Origin of the sequence: Rhizobium sp. JAB6, assembly GCF_003024605.1 — a bacterium.
Lineage (GTDB): Bacteria > Pseudomonadota > Alphaproteobacteria > Rhizobiales > Rhizobiaceae > Rhizobium.
Window position 1 is genome coordinate 1,186,911 of the sequence record NZ_PYJQ01000009.1, and the last position, 24,421, is coordinate 1,211,331.

25 protein-coding genes are annotated in these 24,421 nt (G+C 59.9%); 17 read left to right on the forward strand and 8 right to left on the reverse strand.

Annotated elements, in window-relative coordinates; all coding sequences use genetic code 11:
* Positions 1 to 147: 147 nt before the first annotated feature.
* From C7U61_RS15800 to C7U61_RS15810, 3 genes are all read left to right on the forward strand, one after another.
* A complete protein-coding gene (locus tag C7U61_RS15800; protein ID WP_106998956.1) occupies positions 148 to 828 on the forward strand; it encodes a TetR/AcrR family transcriptional regulator in 681 nt (226 codons plus the stop codon).
* Positions 829 to 944: 116 nt separating this feature from the next.
* Positions 945 to 1,784, forward strand: a complete 840-nt coding sequence (locus C7U61_RS15805; RefSeq protein WP_106998957.1) for a GyrI-like domain-containing protein — start codon at positions 945 to 947, stop codon at positions 1,782 to 1,784.
* 129 nt (positions 1,785 to 1,913) lie between these two features.
* A complete protein-coding gene (locus C7U61_RS15810) occupies positions 1,914 to 2,657 on the forward strand; it encodes a TerC family protein (RefSeq protein ID WP_106998958.1) in 744 nt (247 codons plus the stop codon).
* Positions 2,658 to 2,703: 46 nt separating this feature from the next.
* Here C7U61_RS15810 and C7U61_RS15815 read toward each other — a convergent pair whose 3' ends face one another.
* The gene (locus tag C7U61_RS15815; protein ID WP_106998959.1) at positions 2,704 to 3,114 is read right to left on the reverse strand and encodes a hypothetical protein; all 411 of its coding nucleotides are present in this window, start codon (positions 3,112 to 3,114) and stop codon (positions 2,704 to 2,706) included.
* Between the two features lie 360 nt (positions 3,115 to 3,474).
* Between C7U61_RS15815 and gltX the strand changes: the two genes are divergently transcribed.
* Genes gltX through C7U61_RS15830 form a run of 3 tightly spaced genes read left to right on the forward strand, consistent with a single transcriptional unit; the run spans position 3,475 to position 6,764 of the window.
* Positions 3,475 to 4,932, forward strand: a complete 1,458-nt coding sequence (gene gltX, locus C7U61_RS15820) for a glutamate--tRNA ligase (RefSeq protein ID WP_106998960.1) — start codon at positions 3,475 to 3,477, stop codon at positions 4,930 to 4,932.
* Positions 4,933 to 4,948: 16 nt separating this feature from the next.
* Positions 4,949 to 6,445, forward strand: a complete 1,497-nt coding sequence (gene lysS, locus C7U61_RS15825) for a lysine--tRNA ligase (protein WP_106998961.1) — start codon at positions 4,949 to 4,951, stop codon at positions 6,443 to 6,445.
* A 52-nt stretch (positions 6,446 to 6,497) separates the two neighbouring features.
* On the forward strand, positions 6,498 to 6,764 hold the full coding sequence (locus tag C7U61_RS15830; protein WP_245410807.1) for a hypothetical protein: 267 nt from the start codon (positions 6,498 to 6,500) through the stop codon (positions 6,762 to 6,764).
* Positions 6,765 to 6,805: 41 nt separating this feature from the next.
* On the opposite strand, the gene C7U61_RS15835 is transcribed toward C7U61_RS15830, so the two are convergent.
* A complete protein-coding gene (locus tag C7U61_RS15835) occupies positions 6,806 to 7,642 on the reverse strand; it encodes a hypothetical protein (protein WP_106998963.1) in 837 nt (278 codons plus the stop codon).
* Positions 7,643 to 7,837: 195 nt separating this feature from the next.
* On the opposite strand from C7U61_RS15835, the gene C7U61_RS15840 reads away from it, so the two are divergent.
* From C7U61_RS15840 to C7U61_RS15870, 7 genes are all read left to right on the forward strand, one after another.
* Positions 7,838 to 8,746: a LysR family transcriptional regulator gene (locus C7U61_RS15840; protein WP_106998964.1), complete on the forward strand. Its 909-nt coding sequence runs from the start codon at positions 7,838 to 7,840 to the stop codon at positions 8,744 to 8,746.
* Positions 8,747 to 8,937: 191 nt separating this feature from the next.
* Complete coding sequence (locus C7U61_RS15845) at positions 8,938 to 10,098, forward strand: ABC transporter substrate-binding protein (protein ID WP_106998965.1); 1,161 nt, start codon at positions 8,938 to 8,940, stop codon at positions 10,096 to 10,098.
* Between the two features lie 182 nt (positions 10,099 to 10,280).
* Complete coding sequence (locus C7U61_RS15850; protein ID WP_106998966.1) at positions 10,281 to 11,267, forward strand: ABC transporter ATP-binding protein; 987 nt, start codon at positions 10,281 to 10,283, stop codon at positions 11,265 to 11,267.
* Entirely contained in the window at positions 11,264 to 12,238 is a 975-nt protein-coding gene (locus tag C7U61_RS15855; RefSeq protein WP_106998967.1) for an ABC transporter permease, read from the forward strand. The genes C7U61_RS15850 and C7U61_RS15855 overlap by 4 nt, the downstream gene beginning before the upstream one ends.
* The gene (locus C7U61_RS15860) at positions 12,228 to 13,043 is read left to right on the forward strand and encodes an ABC transporter permease (RefSeq protein WP_106998968.1); all 816 of its coding nucleotides are present in this window, start codon (positions 12,228 to 12,230) and stop codon (positions 13,041 to 13,043) included. Before C7U61_RS15855 ends, C7U61_RS15860 begins: the two co-directional genes overlap by 11 nt.
* A gap of 13 nt (positions 13,044 to 13,056) precedes the next feature.
* A complete protein-coding gene (locus tag C7U61_RS15865) occupies positions 13,057 to 14,484 on the forward strand; it encodes a gamma-aminobutyraldehyde dehydrogenase (RefSeq protein WP_106998969.1) in 1,428 nt (475 codons plus the stop codon).
* Between the two features lie 209 nt (positions 14,485 to 14,693).
* A complete protein-coding gene (locus C7U61_RS15870) occupies positions 14,694 to 14,867 on the forward strand; it encodes a DUF1328 domain-containing protein (protein WP_037196276.1) in 174 nt (57 codons plus the stop codon).
* A gap of 31 nt (positions 14,868 to 14,898) precedes the next feature.
* On the opposite strand, the gene C7U61_RS15875 is transcribed toward C7U61_RS15870, so the two are convergent.
* Entirely contained in the window at positions 14,899 to 15,573 is a 675-nt protein-coding gene (locus C7U61_RS15875; RefSeq protein WP_106998970.1) for a DUF1345 domain-containing protein, read from the reverse strand.
* A gap of 108 nt (positions 15,574 to 15,681) precedes the next feature.
* Positions 15,682 to 16,413: an SDR family oxidoreductase gene (locus C7U61_RS15880; protein ID WP_106998971.1), complete on the reverse strand. Its 732-nt coding sequence runs from the start codon at positions 16,411 to 16,413 to the stop codon at positions 15,682 to 15,684.
* Positions 16,414 to 16,893: 480 nt separating this feature from the next.
* Between C7U61_RS15880 and C7U61_RS15885 the strand changes: the two genes are divergently transcribed.
* Together C7U61_RS15885 and C7U61_RS15890 are read left to right on the forward strand one after the other, a co-directional pair.
* The gene (locus C7U61_RS15885) at positions 16,894 to 17,685 is read left to right on the forward strand and encodes an IclR family transcriptional regulator (RefSeq protein WP_106998972.1); all 792 of its coding nucleotides are present in this window, start codon (positions 16,894 to 16,896) and stop codon (positions 17,683 to 17,685) included.
* 65 nt (positions 17,686 to 17,750) lie between these two features.
* Positions 17,751 to 18,587 carry an amidohydrolase gene (locus C7U61_RS15890; protein WP_106998973.1) on the forward strand — a complete coding sequence of 279 codons (837 nt, stop codon included), beginning with the start codon at positions 17,751 to 17,753 and terminating at the stop codon, positions 18,585 to 18,587.
* Between the two features lie 124 nt (positions 18,588 to 18,711).
* Here C7U61_RS15890 and tal read toward each other — a convergent pair whose 3' ends face one another.
* A complete protein-coding gene (tal, locus tag C7U61_RS15895; protein WP_106998974.1) occupies positions 18,712 to 19,677 on the reverse strand; it encodes a transaldolase in 966 nt (321 codons plus the stop codon).
* Positions 19,678 to 20,177: 500 nt separating this feature from the next.
* Here tal and C7U61_RS15900 point away from each other — a divergent pair, with 500 nt between their 5' ends.
* On the forward strand, positions 20,178 to 21,167 hold the full coding sequence (locus tag C7U61_RS15900; protein ID WP_106998975.1) for a sugar-binding transcriptional regulator: 990 nt from the start codon (positions 20,178 to 20,180) through the stop codon (positions 21,165 to 21,167).
* 129 nt (positions 21,168 to 21,296) lie between these two features.
* Here the strand turns inward: C7U61_RS15900 and C7U61_RS15905 are convergent, their stop codons facing one another.
* Together C7U61_RS15905 and C7U61_RS15910 are read right to left on the reverse strand one after the other, a co-directional pair.
* Positions 21,297 to 22,169 carry a bifunctional helix-turn-helix domain-containing protein/methylated-DNA--[protein]-cysteine S-methyltransferase gene (locus tag C7U61_RS15905; protein ID WP_106998976.1) on the reverse strand — a complete coding sequence of 291 codons (873 nt, stop codon included), beginning with the start codon at positions 22,167 to 22,169 and terminating at the stop codon, positions 21,297 to 21,299.
* A 111-nt stretch (positions 22,170 to 22,280) separates the two neighbouring features.
* A complete protein-coding gene (locus C7U61_RS15910; protein ID WP_106998977.1) occupies positions 22,281 to 22,784 on the reverse strand; it encodes a DUF2244 domain-containing protein in 504 nt (167 codons plus the stop codon).
* Between the two features lie 22 nt (positions 22,785 to 22,806).
* Between C7U61_RS15910 and nth the strand changes: the two genes are divergently transcribed.
* Positions 22,807 to 23,586, forward strand: coding sequence for an endonuclease III (gene nth / locus C7U61_RS15915; protein ID WP_106998978.1), 780 nt, complete (start codon positions 22,807 to 22,809; stop codon positions 23,584 to 23,586).
* Here the strand turns inward: nth and C7U61_RS15920 are convergent.
* Positions 23,583 to 24,305, reverse strand: a complete 723-nt coding sequence (locus C7U61_RS15920; RefSeq protein ID WP_106998979.1) for a sulfate transporter family protein — start codon at positions 24,303 to 24,305, stop codon at positions 23,583 to 23,585. The genes nth and C7U61_RS15920 overlap by 4 nt on opposite strands.
* Between the last annotated feature and the right edge of the window lie 116 nt (positions 24,306 to 24,421).

The window sequence follows — 24,421 nt, forward strand, 5'->3', positions numbered from 1 at the left end:
ACCGAACGGTTCGGTTCAATTGACATAGAGCCTTTTCCACTCCATATCAAGAGATATCGAACCGGGCGGTTCGATTTATTTTGCGAATCTGTTTAAGATTCGGAAAAAATGATTGAGTATCGAGTGAAGGAGACAGTGAAAGAGCCGATGAAACACGAATCGCAAAATGCCGCTGTATTGAACGCGCCCGCGCCGGGCTCCGGTGGACGCTGGGCCGCCGGGGAGGACCCTGCCAAGCGTCATCAGATTCTCGAAGGCGCCAAGCGTGTCTTTATGAAAATGGGCTTCGATGCGGCAAGCATGAACGACGTCACCCGCGAGGCGGGCGTTTCCAAGGGCACTCTCTACGTCTATTTCGCCAATAAGGAAGATCTCTTCGCCGCCATGATGGAGAGCGAGCGCACCCATTTCGTCAACCTCGTGCGCACCGCGCTTGCAGACGAAGCGGATGTCACCACCTCGCTCTATGATTTCGGTATCGTCTTCGTCACTCACGTCACGTCGGACAAGACCATCAGCGCCATGCGCACGGTCATCGGCGTGCGCGAGCGCATGCCTTCCCTCTGTCAACGCTTCTTCACCGGCCCGGAAAATCTGCGCACGGTCTTGCGCGGCTTCCTCGAGCGGCAGGTTGCCGCCGGTCATCTCAAGATCGACGATTTCGACATGGCTGCCCGCCACTTCCTGGAAATGGCCAGCGGCGGCTATTTCAAGCTGCGGCTCTTCGGCGACATGGAAGAGCCGCCGTCGAAGGAAGAGATCGACTATGTCGTGCGCGGCGCCGTACGCGTCTTCCTTGCCGGCTACGGTCCGGATCGCAAGGATTAGGATGGCCAGGCCTCCCCTGCTGTCCTCCGGCAGGTCATAATTCAACTCCGCAATAGCGATCAAGCATCGCCACCGCCGGAAGCCTATGACTGGCCCGGCAACCAGGGGAGTTGAACATGAGCGCGATCGGAAGAGCGATCTGGTTTATCGAAAGCCATTTTAAATCCGACATCTCGCTCGACGAGATCGCCGAGACGGCCGGGCTCTCGCGCTATCATCTTTCGCGCGTCTTCGGCATGACGACGGGCCACTCGATCAGCAGCTATATCCGGTGCCGCCGCCTCAGCGAAGCGGCTCTCGCACTGACCGACGGCTCCTCCTCCATTCTCCAGGTTGCCCTTGATGCCGGCTACGGCTCGCACGAGGCCTTCACCCGTGCCTTCCGCGAGCAATTCGGCATGACGCCGGAAAGCCTGCGCAAGCAAGGGCACGTTCGCAACCTCGCTTTACAGGAACCGATCAGAATGGACGACACCCGCCTTCCCAAGCTCGAGGCACCGCGCTTCGAGACCCATCCCGCAATGCTGCTTGCAGGTCTTGCGGAAACCTATGCCTATGAGGCGACGCAGGCCATCCCCTCGCTGTGGCAGAAATTCAACCAATATTTCGGCCATATTCCCGGCCAGGTCGGCAATGTCGCCTATGGCGTCTGCACCCAGGCGGAAGAAGGCAGCGAAAGCTTCCGTTATATGTCGGCAGCCGAAGTTTCCGCCGCGGACGGCCTGCCCGAAGGTTTCGTAACAACGAAACTGCCGCAGCAGCGCTACGCGATCTTCACGCATCGCGGCCATATCTCCGGCATTTCCGCGACGGTGCATCAGATCTTCGGAGAATGGCTGCCGCAATCGGGTCAACAGCATGCCGGCACGCCCGACATGATGGAACGCTACGACGATCGCTTCGATCCGCGCACCGGCATGGGTGTGACGGAAATCTGGATACCCCTGAAAGCCTGAACATGCGCCCGCCGCCATGAAAATGGCGGCGCCGCTTGTACGGACCATGACGCTCCTTACATTACGGCCATTCTGAAGAGGCCGTGCTGGGGGTCAGCATCGGCAAATGCTGACAAGGGGGCATCGTCAATGGATATTATGGGGCTGATACAGGACCCGGGCGCGTGGGTGGCGCTCATCACGCTCGTCGTCATGGAAGTCGTCCTCGGCATCGACAACCTGATCTTCATCTCGATCCTGACCAACAAGCTGCCGCCGGAGCATCGTGACCGAGCCCGCAAGATCGGCATCGGCCTTGCCCTTGTCATGCGCCTTGCGTTGCTCGGAACCGTCGCCTGGATCGTGCAGCTCACCCAGCCCGTCTTCGAAATCTTCGGCCAAGGCTTCTCCTGGAAGGACATGATTCTCATCGGCGGCGGCCTCTTCCTCGTCTGGAAAGCGACGAAGGAGATCCATCACAATGTCGATCCGCAGGAGCAGGGCGAGGATTTCATCGCCAAGTCGACGACCTCGACCTTCGCCTCGGCCATCGGCCAGATCCTGCTGCTCGATCTGGTCTTCTCGATCGACAGCATCATCACCGCCGTCGGCATGACGCCGCACCTGCCGATCATGTTCGTCGCCGTCATCGCCGCCGTCACCGTCATGCTGGTCGCCGCCAACCCGCTCGCCAGCTTCATCGAGAAAAACCCCAGCATCGTCATGCTGGCGCTTGCCTTCCTGCTGATGATCGGCACGACGCTGATCGCCGAAGGCATGGGCGTGCACGTGCCCAAGGGCTATATCTACGCCGCAATGGCCTTCTCCGCTCTGGTCGAAGTGCTCAACATGATGGCACGCAATCGCCGCAAAAAGGCATCCGGCGTCCACTAATGGCGAAAGCCGCACCGGTGACGAGGCGCGGCCTTCATCACGCCGATCAATCCTGGACGTGGATGTCGACCCACTGGCCGACATCGCCATGTCCGAATATATCCACCTTGATCCGGACGTTGCCGCGAACGATGAGGTTCCCGGCAGCGTCGGCGATATTGCCATTTACCAGCATGGCTTCCAGATTCTGACGATTGGAAGCCTGCAAGAAGAAGCTATCGCCCTGGTCGCCACGGTCTCGGCGGCGATAGACGTGATAGTTCGCGCGGTCCTGGCGGATGATCTGCCAGGGCGCCGTCAGGCGCTCGCCCTTGGAATTATAGAGATCGTCATTGCCGATATAGGCGCGGTAGGATTCGATCAGTTTCGCCGAGCCATCGCGCGTAATAGTGGATTGGGCAGCGGCGGCGTCGATCATCGAGACCGCCAACAGCAAGCTCAAAATCAGTTTCTTCATAGCATCCCCGGAATGAACGATTGAAAACCTATTTCGCCAGTGCCGTAAAAATTGCAAATCAAATTCGGCAAGCGTGAGGCTTTTATCCCGAAGCCCTTACGAACAGTAAATGCGCTTGGTGACTTTGGAAGGCCGGATCTTTTCGATGCATTGCAGCGCACTCGGTGCCCCTGCCCGCGCTTGCGGCGCAGTTTCCCTTGACGTCATCCCTTGAATATGGCCTAAGGCCAGCCATACGGAAAACGCTGATAGAAGCGGCAAGACGCCCTTTTCCGGCCGGTTTCCTGATCCAGATAGACATCTTCGGCTGGACGGCGCTTGTCCCAAGCGCGGCCCGGCCTTTTATGACGGGCAAACAAAATGACCACTTCAGGCGTTCGCGTCCGCATCGCACCCTCCCCCACGGGCGAGCCGCACGTCGGCACTGCCTATATCGCGCTCTTCAACTATCTCTTCGCCAAGAAACACGGCGGTGAGTTTATCCTGCGCATCGAGGACACCGACGCGACACGCTCCACCCCGGAATTCGAGACGAAGGTTCTCGACGCTCTGAAATGGTGCGGCCTGAAATGGTCCGAAGGTCCTGATATCGGCGGTCCCTACGGCCCCTACCGCCAGAGCGACCGCAAGGAACTCTACAAGCCCTACGTCGAGCAGATCGTCACGGCCGGTCACGGCTTCCGCTGCTTCTGCACGCCGGAGCGCCTGGAGAAGATGCGCGAGGCGCAGCGCGCCGCCGGTCTGCCGCCGAAATATGACGGCCATTGTCTGAACCTTACGGCCGAGGAAGTCACCTCGCGCGTTGCGGCGGGCGAGCCGCATGTGGTGCGCATGAAGATCCCGACCGAGGGCTCCTGCAAGTTCCATGACGGCGTCTACGGCGACGTCGAAATTCCGTGGGACGCCGTCGACATGCAGGTCCTCTTGAAGGCCGACGGCATGCCGACCTATCACATGGCCAATGTCGTCGACGACCATCTGATGAAGATCACCCATGTGGCGCGCGGCGAAGAATGGCTCGCCTCGGTGCCGAAACATATTCTGATCTATCAGTATCTCGGCTGGGAGCCGCCGGTGTTCATGCACCTGTCGCTGATGCGCAATGCCGACAAGTCGAAGCTGTCGAAGCGCAAGAACCCGACCTCGATCTCCTATTATACGGCTCTCGGCTATATCCCCGAAGCGCTGATGAACTTCCTCGGCCTGTTCTTCATCCAGATCGCCGAAGGCGAAGAGCTTTTGACCATGGATGAGCTCGCCGAAAAGTTCGATCCGGAAAACCTCTCCAAGGCCGGCGCCATCTTCGATATCCAGAAGCTCGACTGGCTGAACGGCCGCTGGATCCGCGAGAAGCTTTCGGAAGAAGAGTTCCGGCACCGGGTGCTGACCTGGGCGATGGAAAATGACCGCCTGAAGGAAGGCCTGAAGCTGTCTCAGTCGCGCATCACCAAGCTTGGCGAACTGCCTGATCTCACCGGCTTCCTGTTCAAGTCCGACCTCAACCTCGATCCCGCCGCCTTTGCGAAGATCAAGTCGACGCCGGAAGAGCTCTTGGAAATCCTGAACACGGTGCAGCCGGACCTCGAAAAGATCCTCGAATGGAATGTCGAGACGATCGAAGCTGAACTGCGCGCCATTGCAGACCGCATGGGCAAGAAGCTGAAGGTCATCGTCGCGCCGCTTTTCGTCGCCGTATCGGGCTCGTCGCGCTCCCTGCCGCTTTTCGATAGCATGGCGATCCTCGGCCGGTCCGTCGTCCGCCAGCGGCTGAAACTGGCCGCCCAGACCGTTGCGACCCTCGTCGGCCCGAAGAATTGAACCGGACTTTAAAACCATGAACGACAAGACCGAAGCCTCCGCCCTCTCCTCCGACGCAACGGAAGTTCGCCGCCAGAAGCTGAAGCTGCTGCGCGAAAAGATCGGCGACGTCTATCCGGCGCATTTCCACCGGACCATGACCAATGCCGAGCTGGCTGCGAAATACGAAGGCCTGGAGCCGGATACCGAAACCGGCGATGTCGTCACCGTGGCAGGCCGCGTCTATTCCTCGCGCAACTCCGGCATGTTCATGGATATTCATGACGCCTCCGGCAAGATCCAGATCTTCAGCCACAAGGACGTGACTTCGGAAGAGGCGCGCTCGCTGCTGCCGATGATCGACCTCGGCGATATCATCGGCGTCACCGGCCTCGTGCGCCGCACCAAGCGCGGCGAACTGACCATCAATGCGCAGCAGATCACCATGCTGACCAAGTCGCTGCTGCCGATGCCGGAAAAGTGGCACGGCCTATCCGATATCGAGCTGCGCTATCGCAAGCGTCACCTCGACATCATGACCAACGAGGAATCGAAGCTCCGCTTCCAGCAGCGCAGCCGCATCGTCTCCGGCATCCGCCGCTTCATGGAAAATGACGGCTTCATGGAAGTCGAAACGCCGATGCTGCATTCGGTCTATGGCGGCGCCACCGCCGAGCCGTTCAAGACCCATCACAATACGCTGAAGCTCGACATGTACCTGCGCATCGCGCCGGAATTGTTCCTGAAGCGCACGCTGGTCTCCGGCCTCACCGACAAGGTCTTCGAGATCAACCGCAACTTCCGCAACGAAGGCGTCTCCACCCGGCACAATCCCGAATTCACGATGATGGAGTGCTATTGGGCCTATGCCGACTACGAGGACATCATGGACCTCGTCGAGCGTCTGTTCTCGACGCTTGCCATGTCGATCCACGGCAGCACCGAATTCGCCTTTGGCGACAAGCAGATATCCTTCAAGGGTCCGTTCCGCCGCGTGCCGATGCCTGACGCCGTCAAGGAGGCGACCGGCATCGACTTCCTGGCGATCAAGACCGACGAAGAAGCCCGAGCCGCTTCCAAGGCCGCCGGCTTTGCCGTCGAGAAGGACGCAACCTGGGGCGAATGCCTTGCCTTCATCTTCGAAGAGAAGGTCGAGGGCACGCTCATCCAGCCGGCGCACGTTACGCATTTCCCGAAGGACATCTCGCCCTTCGCCAAGGAAGTGCCGGGCGAGCCGCGCCTCGTCGAGCGTTTCGAGACCTACTGCAACGCCTGGGAACTCGGTAACGCCTTTTCCGAACTCAACGATCCGGAAGAGCAGCGCGCCCGCATGGTCGAACAGCTTGAGCAGGCCCATGCGCGCGGCGAGAAGCAGAAGGAACTGGACGAGGAATTCCTCGACGCGATCGATCAGGGCATGCCGCCCGCGGGCGGTCTCGGCATCGGTGTGGACCGCCTCATCATGCTTTTGACCAACTCGCCGTCGATCCGTGATATCATCCTTTTCCCGGCACGCCGCAACAAGGCCGATTGAGACCAGTTGGGTCCTGCGAACATCAAAGGTGCGTATTATGACGGATAAAGAGATGTCAGCCGCAGACGATAGCGAGCATCAGCGGCTGGCCGATCTTGCCGAGATCGGCGATATCGATCTCTCGCAATACGCGCCGGGAACGTTCGGCTGCCACGAGGCGATGCACGCAGTGTCAATCATGCTCGACATGACCGACGACCAGCTGCTGCAGCACCCCGCCATCTTGGCGAATCCCGATTTCTATCGTCTCGCGGGCGAAGTCCACGAGGCGCTTTTCGCGCTCTATCAGGCTATCGGCGAGAAACATCTGGCCGAATGAGGCAGTAGCCTTTCCGCCCGGCAGCGCAAAGCCGGTTCAGATCAGTTGGTGACCGGCGAGCGGCGGTCGGCCGCACCCGTCATGGTCGGGTCCAATCCCGGTGACGGGCTCTTGCCTTTGGAACCGGCATCGGCGCCGATGAACTCGCCGTTCTCATCATAGCCCGGCTGCACATTGCCGGTGGATTTCGGCTCCGGCAATGCCGGCTTGGCATCGTGGCTCTCGGCCTGTTTCGAAGCCGTCTTCTCTTCTGCAGCGATCGCCGCCTTCACCTTATCCTTTTTGGCGTCGCCGCCATTGTCCGCTGCCAGCGAATTGTCGCAGTCGGACAGGTTCTTCAATCCGGCGACCGCCGCATCGATATCCTGCGGCAGCATGGTAATCTGCTCACCATAGAAGAGGCCGGCATTGCTGGCGCCGCCATCATAATAGCGCGCCATCAGCGGTGCTTCGGAGCTGCCGTCGACCAGCCGGTCGGGATGGGCCACATAGACGACATCGGCGCCGAGAGCCCGGCCGCGCAGGTCGGAACGCAACGTCGGCCCGTTCTTGTCGAGAACCACAACCTGGACGAGATCCGGCTTCTGTTCCTGATAGACGGCCTTGGCAACGCGAAGCGCGGTTCTGACCCGCGTCAACCCGTCGGTCGGTTCAGTGCGAATATACTTGCGAACCCAGAAGCGGTTGTCCTTGCGAATGGTAACGAGATTGACGTCCGTGCACTGAAGCCCGTTGGGGGAGGCGGATACGAGACCGAGCAGCCTGTCCTTGCCGATATAAAGCGCAAAAACGCCGGAGGACCCCACAAGAAGGGCCACTCCGCCGATCAGGACGACAAACTTCCGGGGTACCCGGAAAATGTGCAGTAAGGCGCTCACGCCAACTGCTCCCGCATAAACCACTCCAAGCCGACAAAAATGATCAACCCTCACGTTAGGGAATTGGCGTTTCGGAATACTTAAAACTGAGGTAAAACTTATGCTGCCTCAGGCGTCGTTACCAAAAAAGGTCCAAACTTTCACAGCTATGACGAGCACTTGCCTTTGCTGGCGCGAACATGCTCTAACCGGAGCATGGCCTTCACCCTGAGACAGCTGCAATACTTCGTCGCCGTGGCGGAACAGGGCTCCGTGACGCGGGCCGCGCAGAACCTGTCGATCTCGCAATCCTCTGTGACCGAAGCGCTCAAGGAACTGGAAAGCGATCTCGGCGTCGAGCTGTTCGAGCGCCATCCGCGCGGGTTGTCGATCACCCATAACGGTCACCAGTTCCTGCGCCATGCGACGAAGATCCTGGCGACCGTTTCCGATGCCCGCACCAGCTTTTCCGGAAAGCGGAACGAAGCCGGCGGCATCCTGAATATCGGCGTGACATCGCTCGTTGCCGGCTATGTCCTGTCCGATCTTCTGGCGCGCTATCGCCGTGCCTGCCCTGGCGTTGAGGTCAGCGCCATTGAGGATAATGGCGGCTATCTGGAGCATCTTCTGGTTGGTGGCGAACTGGACGTTGCCGTCATGGTCATTTCCAATCTGCGCGACCGCATGGCCCTGCAGGCTGAGATTCTAGAGACCTCGCCCTATCGTCTCTGGCTGCCGATGGGCCACCCCCTCGTCTCGGCCGACATCATCAGCGTCGCGGATATCAGCCGCGAGCCGCTGATCATGCTGACCATCGACGAGATCGAGGAGAATACGGGCAAGCTTTTGAGTGCGCTCGGCGCCCGCCCGCACGTCGCCTTCCGCACCCGCTCTGTCGAGGCGGTTCGCAGCCTGGTTGCAACCGGTGCCGGCGTCGCGCTTTTACCGGATCTCGTCTATCGTCCCTGGTCGCTGGAAGGCGATCGCATCGAGAGCCGCGACGTCTCCGGCTCCCTCCCGGTCGTCCAGGTCGGCATGGTCTGGCGCAAGGGATCGAGCCTGCCGCAGACGGCACGCGATTTTGTCGGCATTGCGGAAAGCATGCGCACAGGACGCCAGCGGTAGCGGTTCTCTATCTCTGGCCAGCGAGCCTTTCCGTAGAGCGGCGGATTCTACCTGTATCTATCGGAAATTCCGATATCGTCTTTCTGATAAATGAATTTGCGAATGCAGCGAAATCGCGCCACCTTTTCTTCCGGGAACAAGAAGCCAGCTATTGGCTCCGCTATATCAAGATTAAAAACCGGGAGAGTCCGATGAAGCATCTGCTGAAATCATGCACGGCCGCGCTCGCATGCCTTAGTTTCGCAACGCAGGTCATTGCCGCCGAGCCCTTGAAGACGCTCGGTAAGGGCGAAGGCGCCGTCAGCATCGTCGCATGGGCCGGCTATATCGAGCGCGGTGAAAGCGATAAGAATTACGATTGGGTCACGGGCTTCGAGAAGGAAACCGGCTGCAAGGTCAGCGTCAAGACGGCGGCGACATCGGATGAAATGGTCGCCCTGATGAATGAAGGCGGCTTCGACCTGGTGACCGCATCCGGGGACGCGTCGCTGCGCCTTGTTGCAGGCAAGCGCGTGCAGCCGATCAACACCGATCTGATCCCCAGCTGGAAGAACCTCGACGAACGCCTGAAGAATGCCCCCTGGCACACGGTCAACGGCGTCCATTATGGCGTTCCCTATCTCTGGGGCCCGAACGTGCTGATGTACAACACCGACGCCTTCAAGGGTCAGGCGCCGAAGAGCTGGAATGTGGTCTTCGAAGAGATGACGCTCCCGGACGGCAAATCCAACAAGGGCCGCGTGCAGGCCTATGACGGTCCGATCTATATTGCCGACGCCGCTCTCTATCTCATGGCCCACAAGCCCGAACTCGGCATCAAGGACCCCTACGAGCTCAACGAAGATCAGTACAAGGCCGCTCTCGAGCTGCTGCGCGGCCAGCGCAAGCTCGTCAGCCGCTATTGGCATGATGCGATGATCCAGACCGACGACTTCAAGAATGAAGGCGTCGTCGCTTCCGGCTCCTGGCCGTTCCAGGTGAACCTGCTGCAGGCCGACAAGCAGAAGATCGCCTCCACCTTCCCGGATGAGGGAACGACGGGCTGGGCCGATACCACCATGCTGCATGCCGACAGCGAGCATCCGAACTGCGCCTATATGTGGCTGGAACACTCGCTTGAAGCCAAGGTTCAGGGTGATGCCGCCGCCTGGTTCGGCGCCGTGCCCTCGGTTCCCGCTGCCTGCAAAGGCAATGAACTGCTCACCGACAGCGGTTGCGCCACCAACGGCTATGACCACTTCGACAAGATCCGCTTCTGGAAGACGCCGGTCGCGAAGTGCAGCACGCAGAACGAATGCGTGCCCTATCATCGCTGGGTATCGGATTATATCGGCGTGATTGGGGGACGATAGTCTTCCTCTTCTACCCAACGGGGAAAAGATGCATGACAAGGCAGATGAGGGGATGAGGAACGAAGTGACGAATGTCTGGAGCGACAAGCGAAGGACAGCTTATGTCGCCCCCTCATCCGATCCTTCGGGCCACCTTCTCCCCTCCGGGAGAAGGAGAAACCAACCTCTCCTTGGAGAAACCAATGAACGCCGTTCGTTTTCAGCAGGTGTCGCGCCATTTCGGCCAGGTTCGCGCTGTGGACCGCGTCGATCTGGAGATCGCGCCCGGCGAGTTCTTCGCCATGCTCGGCCCTTCCGGCTCCGGCAAGACCACCTGTCTCAGGCTGATCGCCGGCTTCGAGCAGCCTACAGGCGGCCATTTGGAGATTTTCGGCGAAACCGCCGAAGGTGTCCCGCCCTATAGGCGCAACGTCAACACGGTCTTTCAGGATTATGCGCTGTTTCCGCATCTCAATATCCTCGACAACGTCGCCTACGGACTGATGGTAAAGGGTGTCGGCAAGGCCGAACGGCTGAAGGCCGCCGAACAGGCGCTGGAGCTGGTGAAGCTGCCGGGCTATGGCACCCGCCGCCCCGGCCAGCTTTCCGGTGGCCAGCGCCAGCGCGTGGCGCTCGCCCGCGCTCTGGTCAACAAGCCGAAGGTGCTGCTGCTCGATGAACCGCTCGGCGCTCTCGACCTGAAACTGCGCGAGCAGATGCAGGAGGAATTAAAGAGCCTGCAGCGCGCACTCGGCATCACCTTCGTCTTCGTCACCCACGATCAGGGCGAAGCCTTGTCCATGGCCGATCGTGTGGCCGTCTTCAACGAAGGCCGCATCGTGCAGCATGGCACGCCGCACGACATCTATCAGCGGCCGAAGACCCGTTTCGTCGCCGATTTCGTCGGCTCCTCCAACGTCATTGCTCCCGAGGTCATGTCGTCGCTCGGCGGCGAACGGCGCTGGGCAAGCCTGCGCCCCGAGGCCATCCGGTTGACCGAGGAGAGCGGCGTGGCGGCCACCGTGAAAGCGACGAGCTTTCTCGGTGTCGCGACCCGCCTCTCGGTGGAGACAAATGGCACTCGCCTGCATGTGACGGTACCCGCCGGGCAATCAGCCCCGGACGCTGGCACCTCGGTCCGCCTCTCCTGGCAACCCGCGGACGTTCATTATATGGACGACGCCGCATGAACGCCGCCGCCTTCCCCGCCTCGCCGAGCCAGGCGCCGGCCTCGATCCTGCCGCGCCGCAGTGGCGTCTTCGGCCGCCTCTCCGATCTCTTCTGGCGCCGCCCGAAGCTGCTGCTGTTCCTGATGCTGACGCCGCCGCTGCTCTGGCTCGGCATCATCTATATCGGCTCGCTGATCGCGCTATTGCTGCAGAGCTTCTTCTCGATCGACGATTTCTCGGGAATGGTGAACTACGAATTCACCCTCTCGACCTATGCGCAGCTTCTGAATTCGACGAATTTCGATATTATCGTGCGCACGGTCGTCATGGCCGCCCTCGTGACTGTCGCCTCCGCCTTCGTCGCATTCCCCATTGCCTATTACGCAGCCCGCTACGCGCAGGGAAAATGGAAGGCGCTGTTCTATCTCGGCGTCATGCTGCCGCTCTGGTCGAGTTATCTCGTGAAGGTTTATGCCTGGAAACTGATCCTCGCCAAGGAAGGCATTCTCACCTGGATCTTCGCCAAGCTGCATCTCGGCTGGCTGCTCGACAGCGTGCTCGCCCTCCCCATCATCGGCGGCAACTCGCTCTCGGTCAGCTATATCGGCACCTTCCTCGTCTTCGTCTATATCTGGCTGCCCTATATGATCCTGCCGACGCAGGCGGCACTCGAACGCGTCCCGGCCAACCTGCTGGAAGCCTCTTCGGATCTCGGCGCAACGCCGAACCAGACCTTCCGCACGGTACTGCTGCCGCTCGCTTTGCCGGGCGTCGTTGCCGGCTCGATCTTTACCTTTTCGCTGACTTTGGGCGACTACATCATACCGCAGATCATCGGCTCCTCGCGCCTCTTCATCGGCCAGGCCGTCTATACGCAGCAGGGAACCGCCGGCAACGTGCCGCTGGCCGCCGCCTTCTCGGTCGTGCCTATCGTCATCATGGCCATCTATCTCTGGATCGCCAAAAAGCAGGGAGCTTTCGATGCGCTCTGATCGTGGGCAACGCGCCTCCTTGCCTCTGAAGATCGCAGCCGCTGGCGGCCTGCTCTTCCTGCATCTGCCGATCCTCCTGATCTTCATCTATGCCTTCACGACGGAGGAAAAGAGCTATCAGTGGCCGCCACCGGGGCTGACGCTGCAATGGTTCGGGATCGCGTGGAACAGGCCGGATGTCTGGTCGGCGCTGGCGCTTTCGGTGCAGGTGGCGACCATCGCGACGATCATCGCATTGATCCTCGGCACGCTTTGCGCCGCCGCCGTCAGCCAGACGAAATTCTTCGGCCGTGAGGCAATCTCGCTGCTGGTCATCCTGCCGATCGCGCTGCCCGGCATCATCACCGGCATTGCGCTGCGCTCCGCCTTCAGCCTGTTCGATATCCCCTTCTCGGTCTGGACGATCGTTCTCGGCCATGCGACCTTCTGCGTCGTCGTGGTCTACAACAATGCCGTCGCCCGTTTCCGCCGCACCTCCGGCTCGCTGATCGAAGCGTCGATGGATCTTGGTGCCGATGGCTTCCAGACCTTCCGCCATGTCGTCCTGCCGAACATCGGCACGGCGCTGCTCGCCGGCGGCATGCTCGCCTTCGCGCTCTCCTTCGACGAAGTCATCGTCACCACCTTTACCGGCGGCCAGCAGATGACGCTGCCGATCTGGATGCTGGAGGAACTCATTCGCCCGCGCCAGCGACCCGTGACCAACGTCGTCGCCATGGTCGTCGTGCTTGTCACCTTCCTGCCGATCCTGGCAGCTTACTATCTTACCCGCGACGGCGACCAGATCGCCGGCGGCGGCAAATGAAAGGGGAATAATCATGGATACCCGGATGCTGATCGGCGCCCGCTTCGAAGCCGGTACGGAAACGGAAGAACGCGTCCTCAACCCGAAGACGGGCGAGACCGTGCTAAACCTCCCGGAAGCCTCGCTCGGCCAGATCGATGCCGCTGTCGACGCTGCCGAAAAGGCTTTCACGAGTTGGTCGCAGACCACACCCAGCCAACGCTCGGCCTATCTCCTCAAGATCGCCGATGCCATCGAGAAGGATGCCGAAGGTTTCGCTGCACTCGAAGCGCTGAACTGCGGCAAGCCGATCAACGCCGTGCTCAATGACGAAATTCCGGCGATCGTCGATTGCTACCGCTTCTTCGCCGGCGCGGTGCGCAACCTGCACGGCCCGGTCGCCGGCGAATACCTGCCGGGCCATACCTCGATGATCCGCCGCGACCCGATCGGCATCGTCGGTTCGATCGCACCGTGGAATTACCCCTTGATGATGATGGCTTGGAAGCTGGCGCCAGCAATCGCCGGCGGCAACACCGTCGTCTTCAAGCCCTCCGAACAGACGCCGCTGACGGCTCTGAAGATGGCAAAGCTGCTGGCGGATGTCCTGCCGGAAGGCGTCGTCAATGTCGTCCTCGGCCGCGGCGAGAGCGTCGGCAATGCGCTGATCAACCACCCGAAGATCAGCATGGTCTCCATCACCGGCGATGTCGCCACCGGCAAGAAGGTCTTGCAGGCCGCGGCCAAGACGGTGAAGCGCACGCATCTCGAGCTTGGCGGCAAGGCTCCCGTCATCATCTTCGACGATGCCGATATCGACGCCGTCGTGTCAGGCATCCGCACCTTCGGCTATTACAATGCCGGCCAGGACTGCACCGCCGCCTGCCGCATCTATGCCGATGCCAAGGTCTACGACAACTTCGTCGCCGACCTGACGTCAGCCGTGTCAAGCATCAAGTTCAACCTCGCCGACGACACCGAGAACGAGATCGGCCCGCTGATCTCCAAGCGCCAGCGCGACCGTGTCGAGAGCTTCGTCACTCGCGCCGCCGAGCACAAGCACATGGAGATCACTACCGGCGGCAAGATTTCCGGCGAGCGCGGCTTCTTCTATGCCCCGACCGTCGTCGCCGGCGCTACGCAGGATGACGAGATCGTCCGCCGCGAAGTCTTCGGCCCTGTGGTCTCCGTAACCCGCTTCACCAATACCGACGATGCCGTTGCCTGGGCCAACGACAGCGACTACGGCCTGGCTTCCTCGGTCTGGACCAAGGACATCAGCCGCGGCATGCAGACGGCCGCGCGGCTGCAATATGGCTGCACCTGGATCAACACCCACTTCATGCTGGTCAACGAAATGCCCCATGGCGGCCTGAAGCAATCCGGCTACGGCAAGGATATGTCGGTCTATGCGATCGAAGACTATACCGCTGTGCGGCATGTGATGATCAATCATGGGTGAGGCGCGGTTCGGCGTCGCCGAAGTAATCGATCCAGTGGATCGATTACAGCGCCGAACGCCCTGAGCCATGCGAAGGGCCGGTAAGCTCCAATATGAACGAGGCCCGATCCAGCCTTAGCCAGCAGAATCGAGCCTTAACCAAACCGCCCTCGGAACAAATCACCCTCCTCCCGCGTCTTTAAGAAGTACAACGCAGAGGAGACAGCTAAATGCTGAAATGGGCTCTCATTTTCTTTGTGATTTCGCTGATCAGCGGCTTTTTCGGCTTTTCCGGCGTGTCCGCGGCAACTGCAACTATTGCGCGCGTCCTGTTCGCCATCTTCCTGATCATCTTCCTGGTGTTCCTGGTTTTGGCCGTCATGGCCGGCAATGCGGTCGTCTAGCAATATAGCCGCGACTATCGAAGGGGCGGGCCTAGATCAGGCTCGCCCCGACATTTATGGCGAGCGCCAGAATCGTCGTGTTGAATAGGAACGAGAGAATCGCGTGCAGAAGCGCGAGCTTACGCATCGAAACGGTGGAAATACCGATATCGGCGGTCTGCGCTGCCACACCGATCGTGAAGGAAAAATAGAGGAAGTCCCAATAGATCGGCTCCTCCACCGGCTCGGCGAACTTCAGCCCCTGCCCCTTGCCCGGAATACGGTAGAACCGGTGCGCATAGTGGATGGTGAACAGCGTATGCAGGAAGGTCCAGGATATCAGGATCGTCACGATCGCCATCATCACACGAAAGAAGGCGACTTCCGGTGAGGCATCCTTCACCCCAAGCAAATCAAGCGCAATGCCGCCGATGCTTGCGAGCGCCGCGGCAATCGACAGAAACAGCAGAAACCCATCGGAGAAATCAAGATCGGCGGAGCGCTTTCGGATGCGCTGCGGATCGGCCGTCAGCATGCGATAGAGGCTATAGACGATGAAGACGACGGCGGTCACGTCCCAGGCGATCAGCAGATTACTTGCGTTGATCTCTCTGGATGTCAGAAGCAGAAAGACGGCGATACCAGCAAGGACCGAGATCACCATCACATGGTGCTTGCGCCACAGTACGAAACCCCTTGAACGATGCAAAAATCCGTTCGCATCCATACCGCTCTCCCGATCGCAAATCGCCCACCGCAAGCCGATTCGCAAACGAGAGTGGCAAATAAAAGGAGGCCCCGCAACACGAAGCCTCCGATGGAGAAAAATAGGACTTCAGCCCGTCCAGCCGCCGTCGATGACGTGGATCTGGCCGGTGGTGAAGCCGGCCTCGTCGCCGGCAAGGTAAGTCACCAGCGCAGCGATTTCCTCTGCGGTCGCGATGCGGCCCATCGGCTGGCGGGCGATGAAATCCTTCATCGCCTTGTCGTAGTCGCCGGTTGCCCTGAGCCGCTCGTGCAGCGAGGGGCTGTCGACCGTGCCGGGGCAAATGGCGTTGGCGCGGATGCCCTTGGCAACGAAATCGGCGGCGATCGACTTGGTGAGGCCGATGACGGCGGCCTTGGAAGCGCAATAGGCGAAACGGTTGGGCACGCCCTTCACGCTAGAAGCGACCGAGGCCATGTTGACGATCGAGCCCTTGCCCTTCTCCAGCATGCCCGGCAGGAAGGCCCGGCAGGTGGTGTACATCGCCTTGGCGTTGAGGTTGAAGGAGAAATCCCAATCCTTCTCCTCGCAGTCCAAGATCGTGCCGGCATGGACGAAGCCGGCGCAATTGAAGAGCACGTCGATAGGTCCGAGCTCTTCCGCATAGGCCTTCACCGCGGCGCTGTCGAGCACGTTCAAGACATGCTTGGTCGCGCCGTCCAGCGTCGAAAGCGTCTGCTCGTTGATATCGGTGGCGTAGACATGCGCGCCAAGCGAGATGAAGCGCTCCGCCGATGCCCGGCCGATGCCCTGCCCCGCCGCCGTGATGACGACCTTCCTGCCTTCCAACCCGTGACCCATAATCCTGATCCTTTCCTTGGGAACTATGATCCTATCCAGTTCCGCCGGCCGCGTAGCCAGCACCTCGGATAGATCATGCAATAACAATTACTTGGCATAGCCTCGTGTCACCTTCGAGGATTGCACAAAGCGGCCCTTCAACTCATCGACGAGGACTGTATGTTGCTCGCCACTTCGCAGTCCATCGCTAATCCATCGATCGACGTGCGGCGTTGAAATGCCATGCAGCCGTCATGCCGCGGCCGAACCCGAAATGGTTCTTCCCGGAGAGAAATATCAGCAAGACCGGGCTCCTCCAATTCATCGAATTCCTCCCTGTAAGCCCACACCTCTCGTCCGGTTGCTCCGGCCCTCTCATGAATCCATAATTTATAAGCAAACATCTTATTCATTGGTCGTCAAGTGGTGATCGCACCCTTGTAAAACACCATCATTCATATATGAATGATTATTATATTTGATCGCATGAGGGCTTTGTTCATGACCATAGAAGACGACAGCGACCGCTATCGTGCACCGGCCTTGGATAAGGGGCTCGACATTCTGGAGTTGCTGGCGAGGATCGATGGCGGGCTGACGCAGGCGGAAATCGCCAAGGCGCTCAACAAGAGCCCCAACGAATTCTATCGCATGCTTGATCGTCTTGTACGGCGCGGCTATGTGCAACGGCAAGACGGCGATCGCTTCTATCTGACCCTGAAGCTTTTCGGCCTCGCGCATTACCATGCGCCGGTGCGCCGCCTCGTCTCTTTCGCCACGCCACTGATGCGTGAATTCTCCAATCGGGCCGAGCAGGCCTGTCATCTGGCAATATACGATCGCGGCTCGGTCGTCGTCATCGCCCAGCAGGATTCGCCGACCTATTGGGGCATCTCGATCCGTGTCGGCGCCCAGCTCAATCTCTATAATACCGGCTCAGGCCATATTCTCCTGGCATTCAAGGATGAAAAGCAGCGCCAGATGATGATCAATGAGCAAAGACGCCAGGAACCGGATCCCGAGGAGCCGCCGGCCGATCTCCAAGAGAAGCTCTCGGCGATCCGCGAGAAGGGCTTCGAAACCATGGACAGCCTACAGACAAGCGGCGTTCACAATATTTCCGCACCCGTTCTGGCGATGGATGGTAACGCGCTGGCCGCATTGACATGCCCCTACATTGAGGCCGTGAACCCGAAGGCGCCGACGCGCCAGCAGGTGGTGGAATATGTGCGGCAAGCAGCCAAGGCGATCTCCGAAACCGTCGCAGGAACGGTGGATAAGGCCGAGTTATAATTTTTATTTGAATGAATAATTTTTCTGTGAGTATGTAGAAAGCCAGCACCTATGGGAGGAACGCCATGCTTTTCGACAGCCATCTCCACATCGTCGACCGCAAGCGGCTGGCCTATCCCTGGCTGGCGGATGCCGGCGCACTCGATCGCGACAGCTTCTATGAAGACTATGCGCTGGAGGCCAAGCGCCTTGGAATCACCGACACGCTGCACATGGAAGTCGATGTCGCCGAAGCGGATATCGAGCGCGAGACCGAATACGTCAAAGATCTGGGCCGCGAGCCTGGCAGCCTGCTGCGCGGCGCCATCGCCGCCTGCCGTCCTGAAAGTGCAAACTTTCCTGCATACCTCGAGCGCGCGCTCGCCGACCCTTTCGTCAAAGGCTTCCGCCGCGTGCTGCATGTCGTGCCGGATGACGTCTCGGAAGGTGTCCTCTTCCGCGAAAATCTGCAGCGGCTCAGCAATACCCGGCTCACCTTCGATCTCTGCGTCCTGCCGCACCAGATATCCAAGGCGATCGCACCCATCGACCTCAACCCCAATGTTCGCTTCATTCTCGATCATTGTGGCGTGCCGGCCGTGAAGGACGGAAGGAGCGAAAGCTGGTCCTTAGGCGTCAGCGAGGCTGCGAAACGGCCGAATGTCATCGTGAAGATTTCCGGCGTCGTTGCCTATGCCGATCCGGACAACTGGTCGCCGGAAACGCTGCGCCCGTTCGTCGAACATTGCATCGCAAGCTTCGGCTGGGATCGCGTCATCTGGGGCAGCGATTGGCCGGTCTGCACACTTGGCGGCAGCCTCTCCGCGTGGGTCGCCGCCACCCATGCCCTGATGCACGGCGTCAGTGCCGACGAACGCAACCGGCTCTATCACCTCAATGCACGGCGACTCTGGTCTCTCTGAGACCGGGCGCATTTTTATCAAGGCAATGCCCGCCAGCAGCTCTTTCCTCCAACAAAAAGGGTGCCGCATCCCTGCAGCACCCTCTCGAGTCATAGCTCCCTCGATGGAGAGAAGCCGGTCACCTTCAAGCAGCGGCGAGCTGCAGTTCCTTGCTGACCATGGCCCGCAGCGTGCCGAGATCCTTGGCGAAGGCACGGATGCCTTCGGAAAGCTTCTCGGTTGCCATCGCGTCTTCGTTCATCATCCAGCGGAAGGTCTTTTCGTCGACGGCGATCTTGCCGGCGGCGCCCTTGTTTTCCGGCGAGAGCTTGCGCTCCAGCTTGCCTTCGTCCTTGGAAAGTTCGTCGAGCAGGTTCGGGCTGATCGTCAGGCGGTCGCAGCCGGCCAGCGCTTCGATTTCGCCGGTGTTGCGGAAGGAGGCGCCCATGACGATCGTCTTGATGTCGTTGGACTTGTAGTAGTGATAGATGTCGCGCACGGAGATGACGCCCGGATCTTCCTCAGCCGTGTAGTCCTTGCCGGTCGACTTCTTGTACCAGTCGAGAATGCGGCCGACGAAGGGCGAGATCAGGAATACCTTGGCGTCGGCGCAGGCAATGGCCTGGGCCTTGCTGAAGAGCAGCGTCAGATTGCAGTCGATGCCTTCCTTCTGCAGCACTTCGGCGGCACGGATGCCTTCCCAGGTGGAGGCGAGCTTGATCAGGATGCGATCACGCTCGATGCCGCGCTCCTTGTAGGCAGCGATAATGGCGCGCGCCTTTGCAATCGAAGCTTCGGTGTCGAAGGAAAGATCGGCATCGACCTCGGTCGAGACACGGCCCGGGACCAGGCCGGAAAGGGCTGCACCGACGGAAATCGCCAGACGGTCGCCGACGGCGGCAGCGATCGCTTCCGACGTGCCGCCCTGCTTCTTGCCCCAGACCACGGCTTCCTTGATCGCATCGGCGAACATCGGCGTGCCGAGCGCCTTCAGCACGATAGTCGGGTTGGTGGTGCAATCCACCGGCTTCAGGCGGGCGACTGCCTCGATATCGCCGGTATCGGCCACGACCGTCGTCATGGCGCGGAGTTGATCAAGCTTGGAAGTCATAACAGGTATCCTTGTTGAATGAAGCCCATAGGGTTGGGAGATGTTGGCGGCAGATCCGGTCTTTTCGTCGGACGGGGCCGAAGGCGTCAGGGGTGCGGCCTTCCTTCTCCTATGTGTCGGTAACGGGATAAAAAGCGCGAAAGTTCCATTTCCGGTGAACGGCCGAGCGGTGAAGAAACAACCTTCCGAAAGCAGGCTTTTCACCGGCACCGGGCGCCCTATATAGCTCCCTGTCCGGTCTGGCACCTGCTCGCAGCAGCACTCGCACATTGTCCTCCTCGATTGGACAAGACCGAATTCCTCACCACTGACTATCAGCAATCTCGCACCGAAAAGTCAAGGACATTTGTGCAATTCGATTGACATAAGTTTCATGTCATAGAATATCGGCAGCAGAAGAGCCGATCTCGCCTGCTCCAGTCCTCCGCCGTCATTCCTTTTCGCATCTCAGGCGGACCATGACGTTAAACGGCGCATGCGACAATCTCGCTGGAGGACCTGTGGCCAAACTGAGACGCGGAACCCACACCGCCTATTCGGAGACCTCGTCCCTGAGGCTTCGCGCCGCCTGGCTTTATTATAACCAGGGCCTGACGCAGAAAGATGTGGCCGAACAGCTGGGCATCAGCCGCACCACCGTCATCCGCCTGCTGGATGAGGCCATGCGCCGCGCCGAGGTGCAGATCTGGATCACCGAAGGCATCGACGACTGCGTTGAATTGGCGATCAAGCTCGAACGTACCTTTGGGCTCGATGAAGCGATCGTCGTTCCCGAGCCGGCCGGCGGCAACGTCAACGCGCAGGCAAAGAGCGTCGGCCTGGCGCTTGGCCAGTTCCTGACCGAAGCCATCCCCGACAACTATACGATCGGCGTCGGCTGGGGCCGGACGATGACGGCTTCGCTCGCAAGCTTTCGCCCGACACGCCGGGACAATTGCAAGGTGGTTTCCCTGCTCGGCGGCATCGTCGCCGTCCATCAGACCAATCCGATCGATTATACCTGGCGTCTGGCGAGTCAGCTGGGTGCCGAATGCTACATGTTCCTGGCGCCGCTTCTCGTCGACTCCGTCGAGACCAAACGCAATCTCATCGAGAAATGCGGGCTGGAGGCCATCTACCGCCTGGCGGAGAACCTCGATCTCGCCATCGTCTCCTGTGGTGACATCGGCCCGCAATCGACCTCGTTGTCGGAGGGCTTCATCTCGAAGCGTGAGCTGGAAGAGTTGATCGAAATGGGCTGCGTCTGCGACACCATGTTCAACTTCCTCGACGCCGACGGCAATTCCGTCGATCATCCGATCAACAAGCGCGTCATGTCCGTCGATCTCGATACGCTGAAAAAGGCAAAGCACATCGTCATCTCCTCCGGCGGCGCCCATCGTGCCCAGGCGATCAGCGCCACCATCAAGCGCATCGGCTGCAATACGTTGATCACGGATGAAAGTGCCGCCAAGGCACTGCTGCGGATGAGTATAGCGAAGGCGGCTTGAGAGCGCTTCGGCCGTCAGCTCCGAGTGCTTGGAAAGTGCACACCCCCTCTGTCACGAGGGGGAGATGTCCCGACAGGGACAGAGGGGTATCAGAGGCTCAGCAATCGCAGAACTTTCGAATAGCTCACCTCAAGCATCCCCCGCTTCCCACCCTAGCATCGCCCGCTTGCGCGTCAGCCCCCAATGATACCCCGTCAGCTGCCCATTCTTGCCGAGCGCACGGTGGCAGGGCACCACGAAAGAGATCGGGTTGCGGCCAACAGCCGCCCCGACGGCCCGCATTGCCGTCGGCTGGCCGATATCTCTTGCGATGTCGGAATAGGTCACTGCGCGGCCCATCGGGATCTTCAACAGGCTCTCCCAGACGCGAAGCTGGAAATCCGAGCCGATCAGCACAACGCGCAGCGGCTGGTCGCTCGACCAGTTCGAACGCTCGAAGATGCGCGCCGCGTAAGGTGCCGTCGCACGCGGATCCTCGATGAACTCGGCATTCGGCCAGCGGCAGGTCATGTCGGCCAGGCACGCCTTTTCATTGCCAGGATCGCTGAAGGCAAGGCCGGCAAGGCCACGGTCGGTGACCATGATCAAGGCGAGGCCGAAGGGGGAGATATGAAAAGCATAGCGCATCACCAGACCGCTGCCCCTCGCCTTCCATTCGCCCGGAGACATTGCCTCATGCGTGACGAAGAGATCATGCAGACGGCTGGGTCCGGACAAGCCGACCTCGAAAGAGGTCTCCAGCAGCGGCAGATCTTCCTTCCGCAGGAGACGCTTGGCATGATCGAGCGTGACGGCCTGAAGGAACGCCTTGGGCGACAGCCCGGCCCAGCGCGTGAACGTCTTCTGCAATTGCGTCGGCGACTGGCCGAGCCTTTCGGCCAGCATCTCCAAGGACGGCTGATCGCGATATTCCTCGGTGATGAGCTCGATGACCTCCCGCACGGTGTCATAATCCTGACCTTCCGGGGTGATGTCTTTCTTCAGCTGTGCAATGGCATTCATGATCTTTCTCCTTGAAAAGGAGAAAACCACGGCAAGAGGGCTAAAACCACCCGTTTCTTGCGCAAGTGGTCTCTCTGCAAAAATGTGATATCGCCGCTCTGGGAAGGCCGTTCATATCCGTTGCGTCACGGTCGCCAATGCCCGCTTGAAGGCCTTGGCAAAGCTCTCGCGATCCTCCGGATTAAGGAAGGAGCCGACATCGGTGTCGTGATTTCTGTCGCGGACATGCATCGACACGACGCCGATCTCGCTGTGGCGGCGAACGAGGAAACGCGTCCAGAACGGGTTGAAATCATGCTCCACCATGCGGCCAGTCGGCGAGAACTTGCGAATGGATACATTGGTGCGAGATACCGTCACCTCTTCGCGCACGCGCCCCGAGCGATAATTCAGCCAGAAGGCGCCATAGAGCAGGAAGAAATCCGCGCCGAAGAAAATGCCGATCGGCCAGGCGCCGCGCGTGACGAAGAGAATGCTGTAGAAGAGGCAGAAGATGCCCGCCAAGGCCAGCATGACCCTGAACCCCTTTCGCGGCAGCGAGCGATGGGGAAACAATTCGGCGGCGAAAACCGGCCTGGCGCCGTCTGCGGCCGTATCGGCGTTGCGTTTCGTCATAGGACTTGAGTATAGGTCGTTTATGGCAAATCCAAAGATCAAATCCAGCGCCCAAACCGTGAAAAAGTCAAATGCGACCGCAGGCCGCAAGCCCGCGGGAAAGAGCCTATATTCCAAGGCGGATCTGGAAGAGATCTTCCGGCGCTTCTCCGTCCAGCGGCCGGAACCCAAGGGCGAGCTGGAGCACGTCAATCCCTTTACGCTGGTCGTTGCCGTGGCGCTTTCGGCGCAGGCGACCGATGCCGGCGTCAACAAGGCGACGCGCGCCCTCTTCGCCGTCGCCGATACCCCGCAGAAGATGCTCGATCTCGGCGAGGAACGCATCCGCGGATATATCAAGACGATCGGCCTTTACCGCAACAAGGCGAAGAACGTCATGGCTTTGTCGGAAAAGCTGATGACGGATTTCGGCGGCGAGGTGCCGCGCACCCGCGAAGAGTTGATGACCCTGCCCGGCGTCGGCCGCAAGACCGCGAATGTCGTGCTTTCCATGGCCTTCGGCCAGGCGACGATGGCCGTCGACACGCATATTTTCCGCATCGCCAACCGGCTGTTGCTGGCTCCCGGGAAAACGCCCGACGAAGTCGAGCAGCGGCTGATGAAGATCATCCCCGATCAGTATCTCTATCATGCGCACCATTGGTTGATCCTGCATGGCCGCTATGTCTGCAAGGCGCGCAAGCCGGAATGCGAACGCTGCGTCATTGCCGACCTCTGTCGCTCGCCGGAAAAAACCTGTGACATACCCGCTCCCCTGATCGAACTCCCGCCTCAGGTCATCGGAGCGGAAGCCGCAGGCTAAGCCTGTCTTGACCGCAGGCTCGTCTCCCTGTGCGAGATCAGCTTGTGCAGATGCACCATCATGCCGGCAGCAAAGAGCGGCGTCAGCAGGTTGATCAGCGGGATGGCCAGAAAGGCGGCAATCACCAGGCCGGCCAGAAAGACCGTGAAACCGTGCTTGACGCGGAATTCCCGCGCCTCGTCCGGCGGACGGAAGCGCATGGCGGCGAATTCGAAGAATTCCCTACCGAGCAGATAGCCGTTCACCAGGAAGAAGGCGACGAGATTGACGCCCGGAATGAACAGCAGAAACAGCGCCACGATATTACCCACAATGACGACCCCGAGAAAGCGCAGGGAACTCTTCATCGCCGCGACGACGGGCATTGCGGCTCCCGGCGCATCGTTCGGATAATCGCGTCTTTCCACCACTTCGGCGACATCGTCGAGAAATAGGCCTGCAATCAGCGCCGTGACCGGTGAAATCAGCAGCGCCATCGCCAATGCCAATGCAATGCCCGCGAAGATGGCAAGAAACAATGAGAGCCAGCCGCCCCAATCCGAAGTGGAAGGCATGAAGCCCTGCAGCCAGGGCAATACGAAGGAATTGAAAGCGCCGCGCAGGACGAACCAGAGCACGAGAAGCGCCAGCAATGTAAGGCCGAGAACCTTCCAGAAAACCTTGCGCGTCTCGGGCGCAAAAAGATTTTCGAAAGCGCGGCGGGCAGCAAGGCCAATCATTCGTTCTATCTCTCGTGGTGGCAGCTGAACACGTAAGAAGCGGTTGTAGCGATATCAATATCCCGCAAAGATATATGATTATGACAATTAAAAATTTGAATTATTGTAATACATTT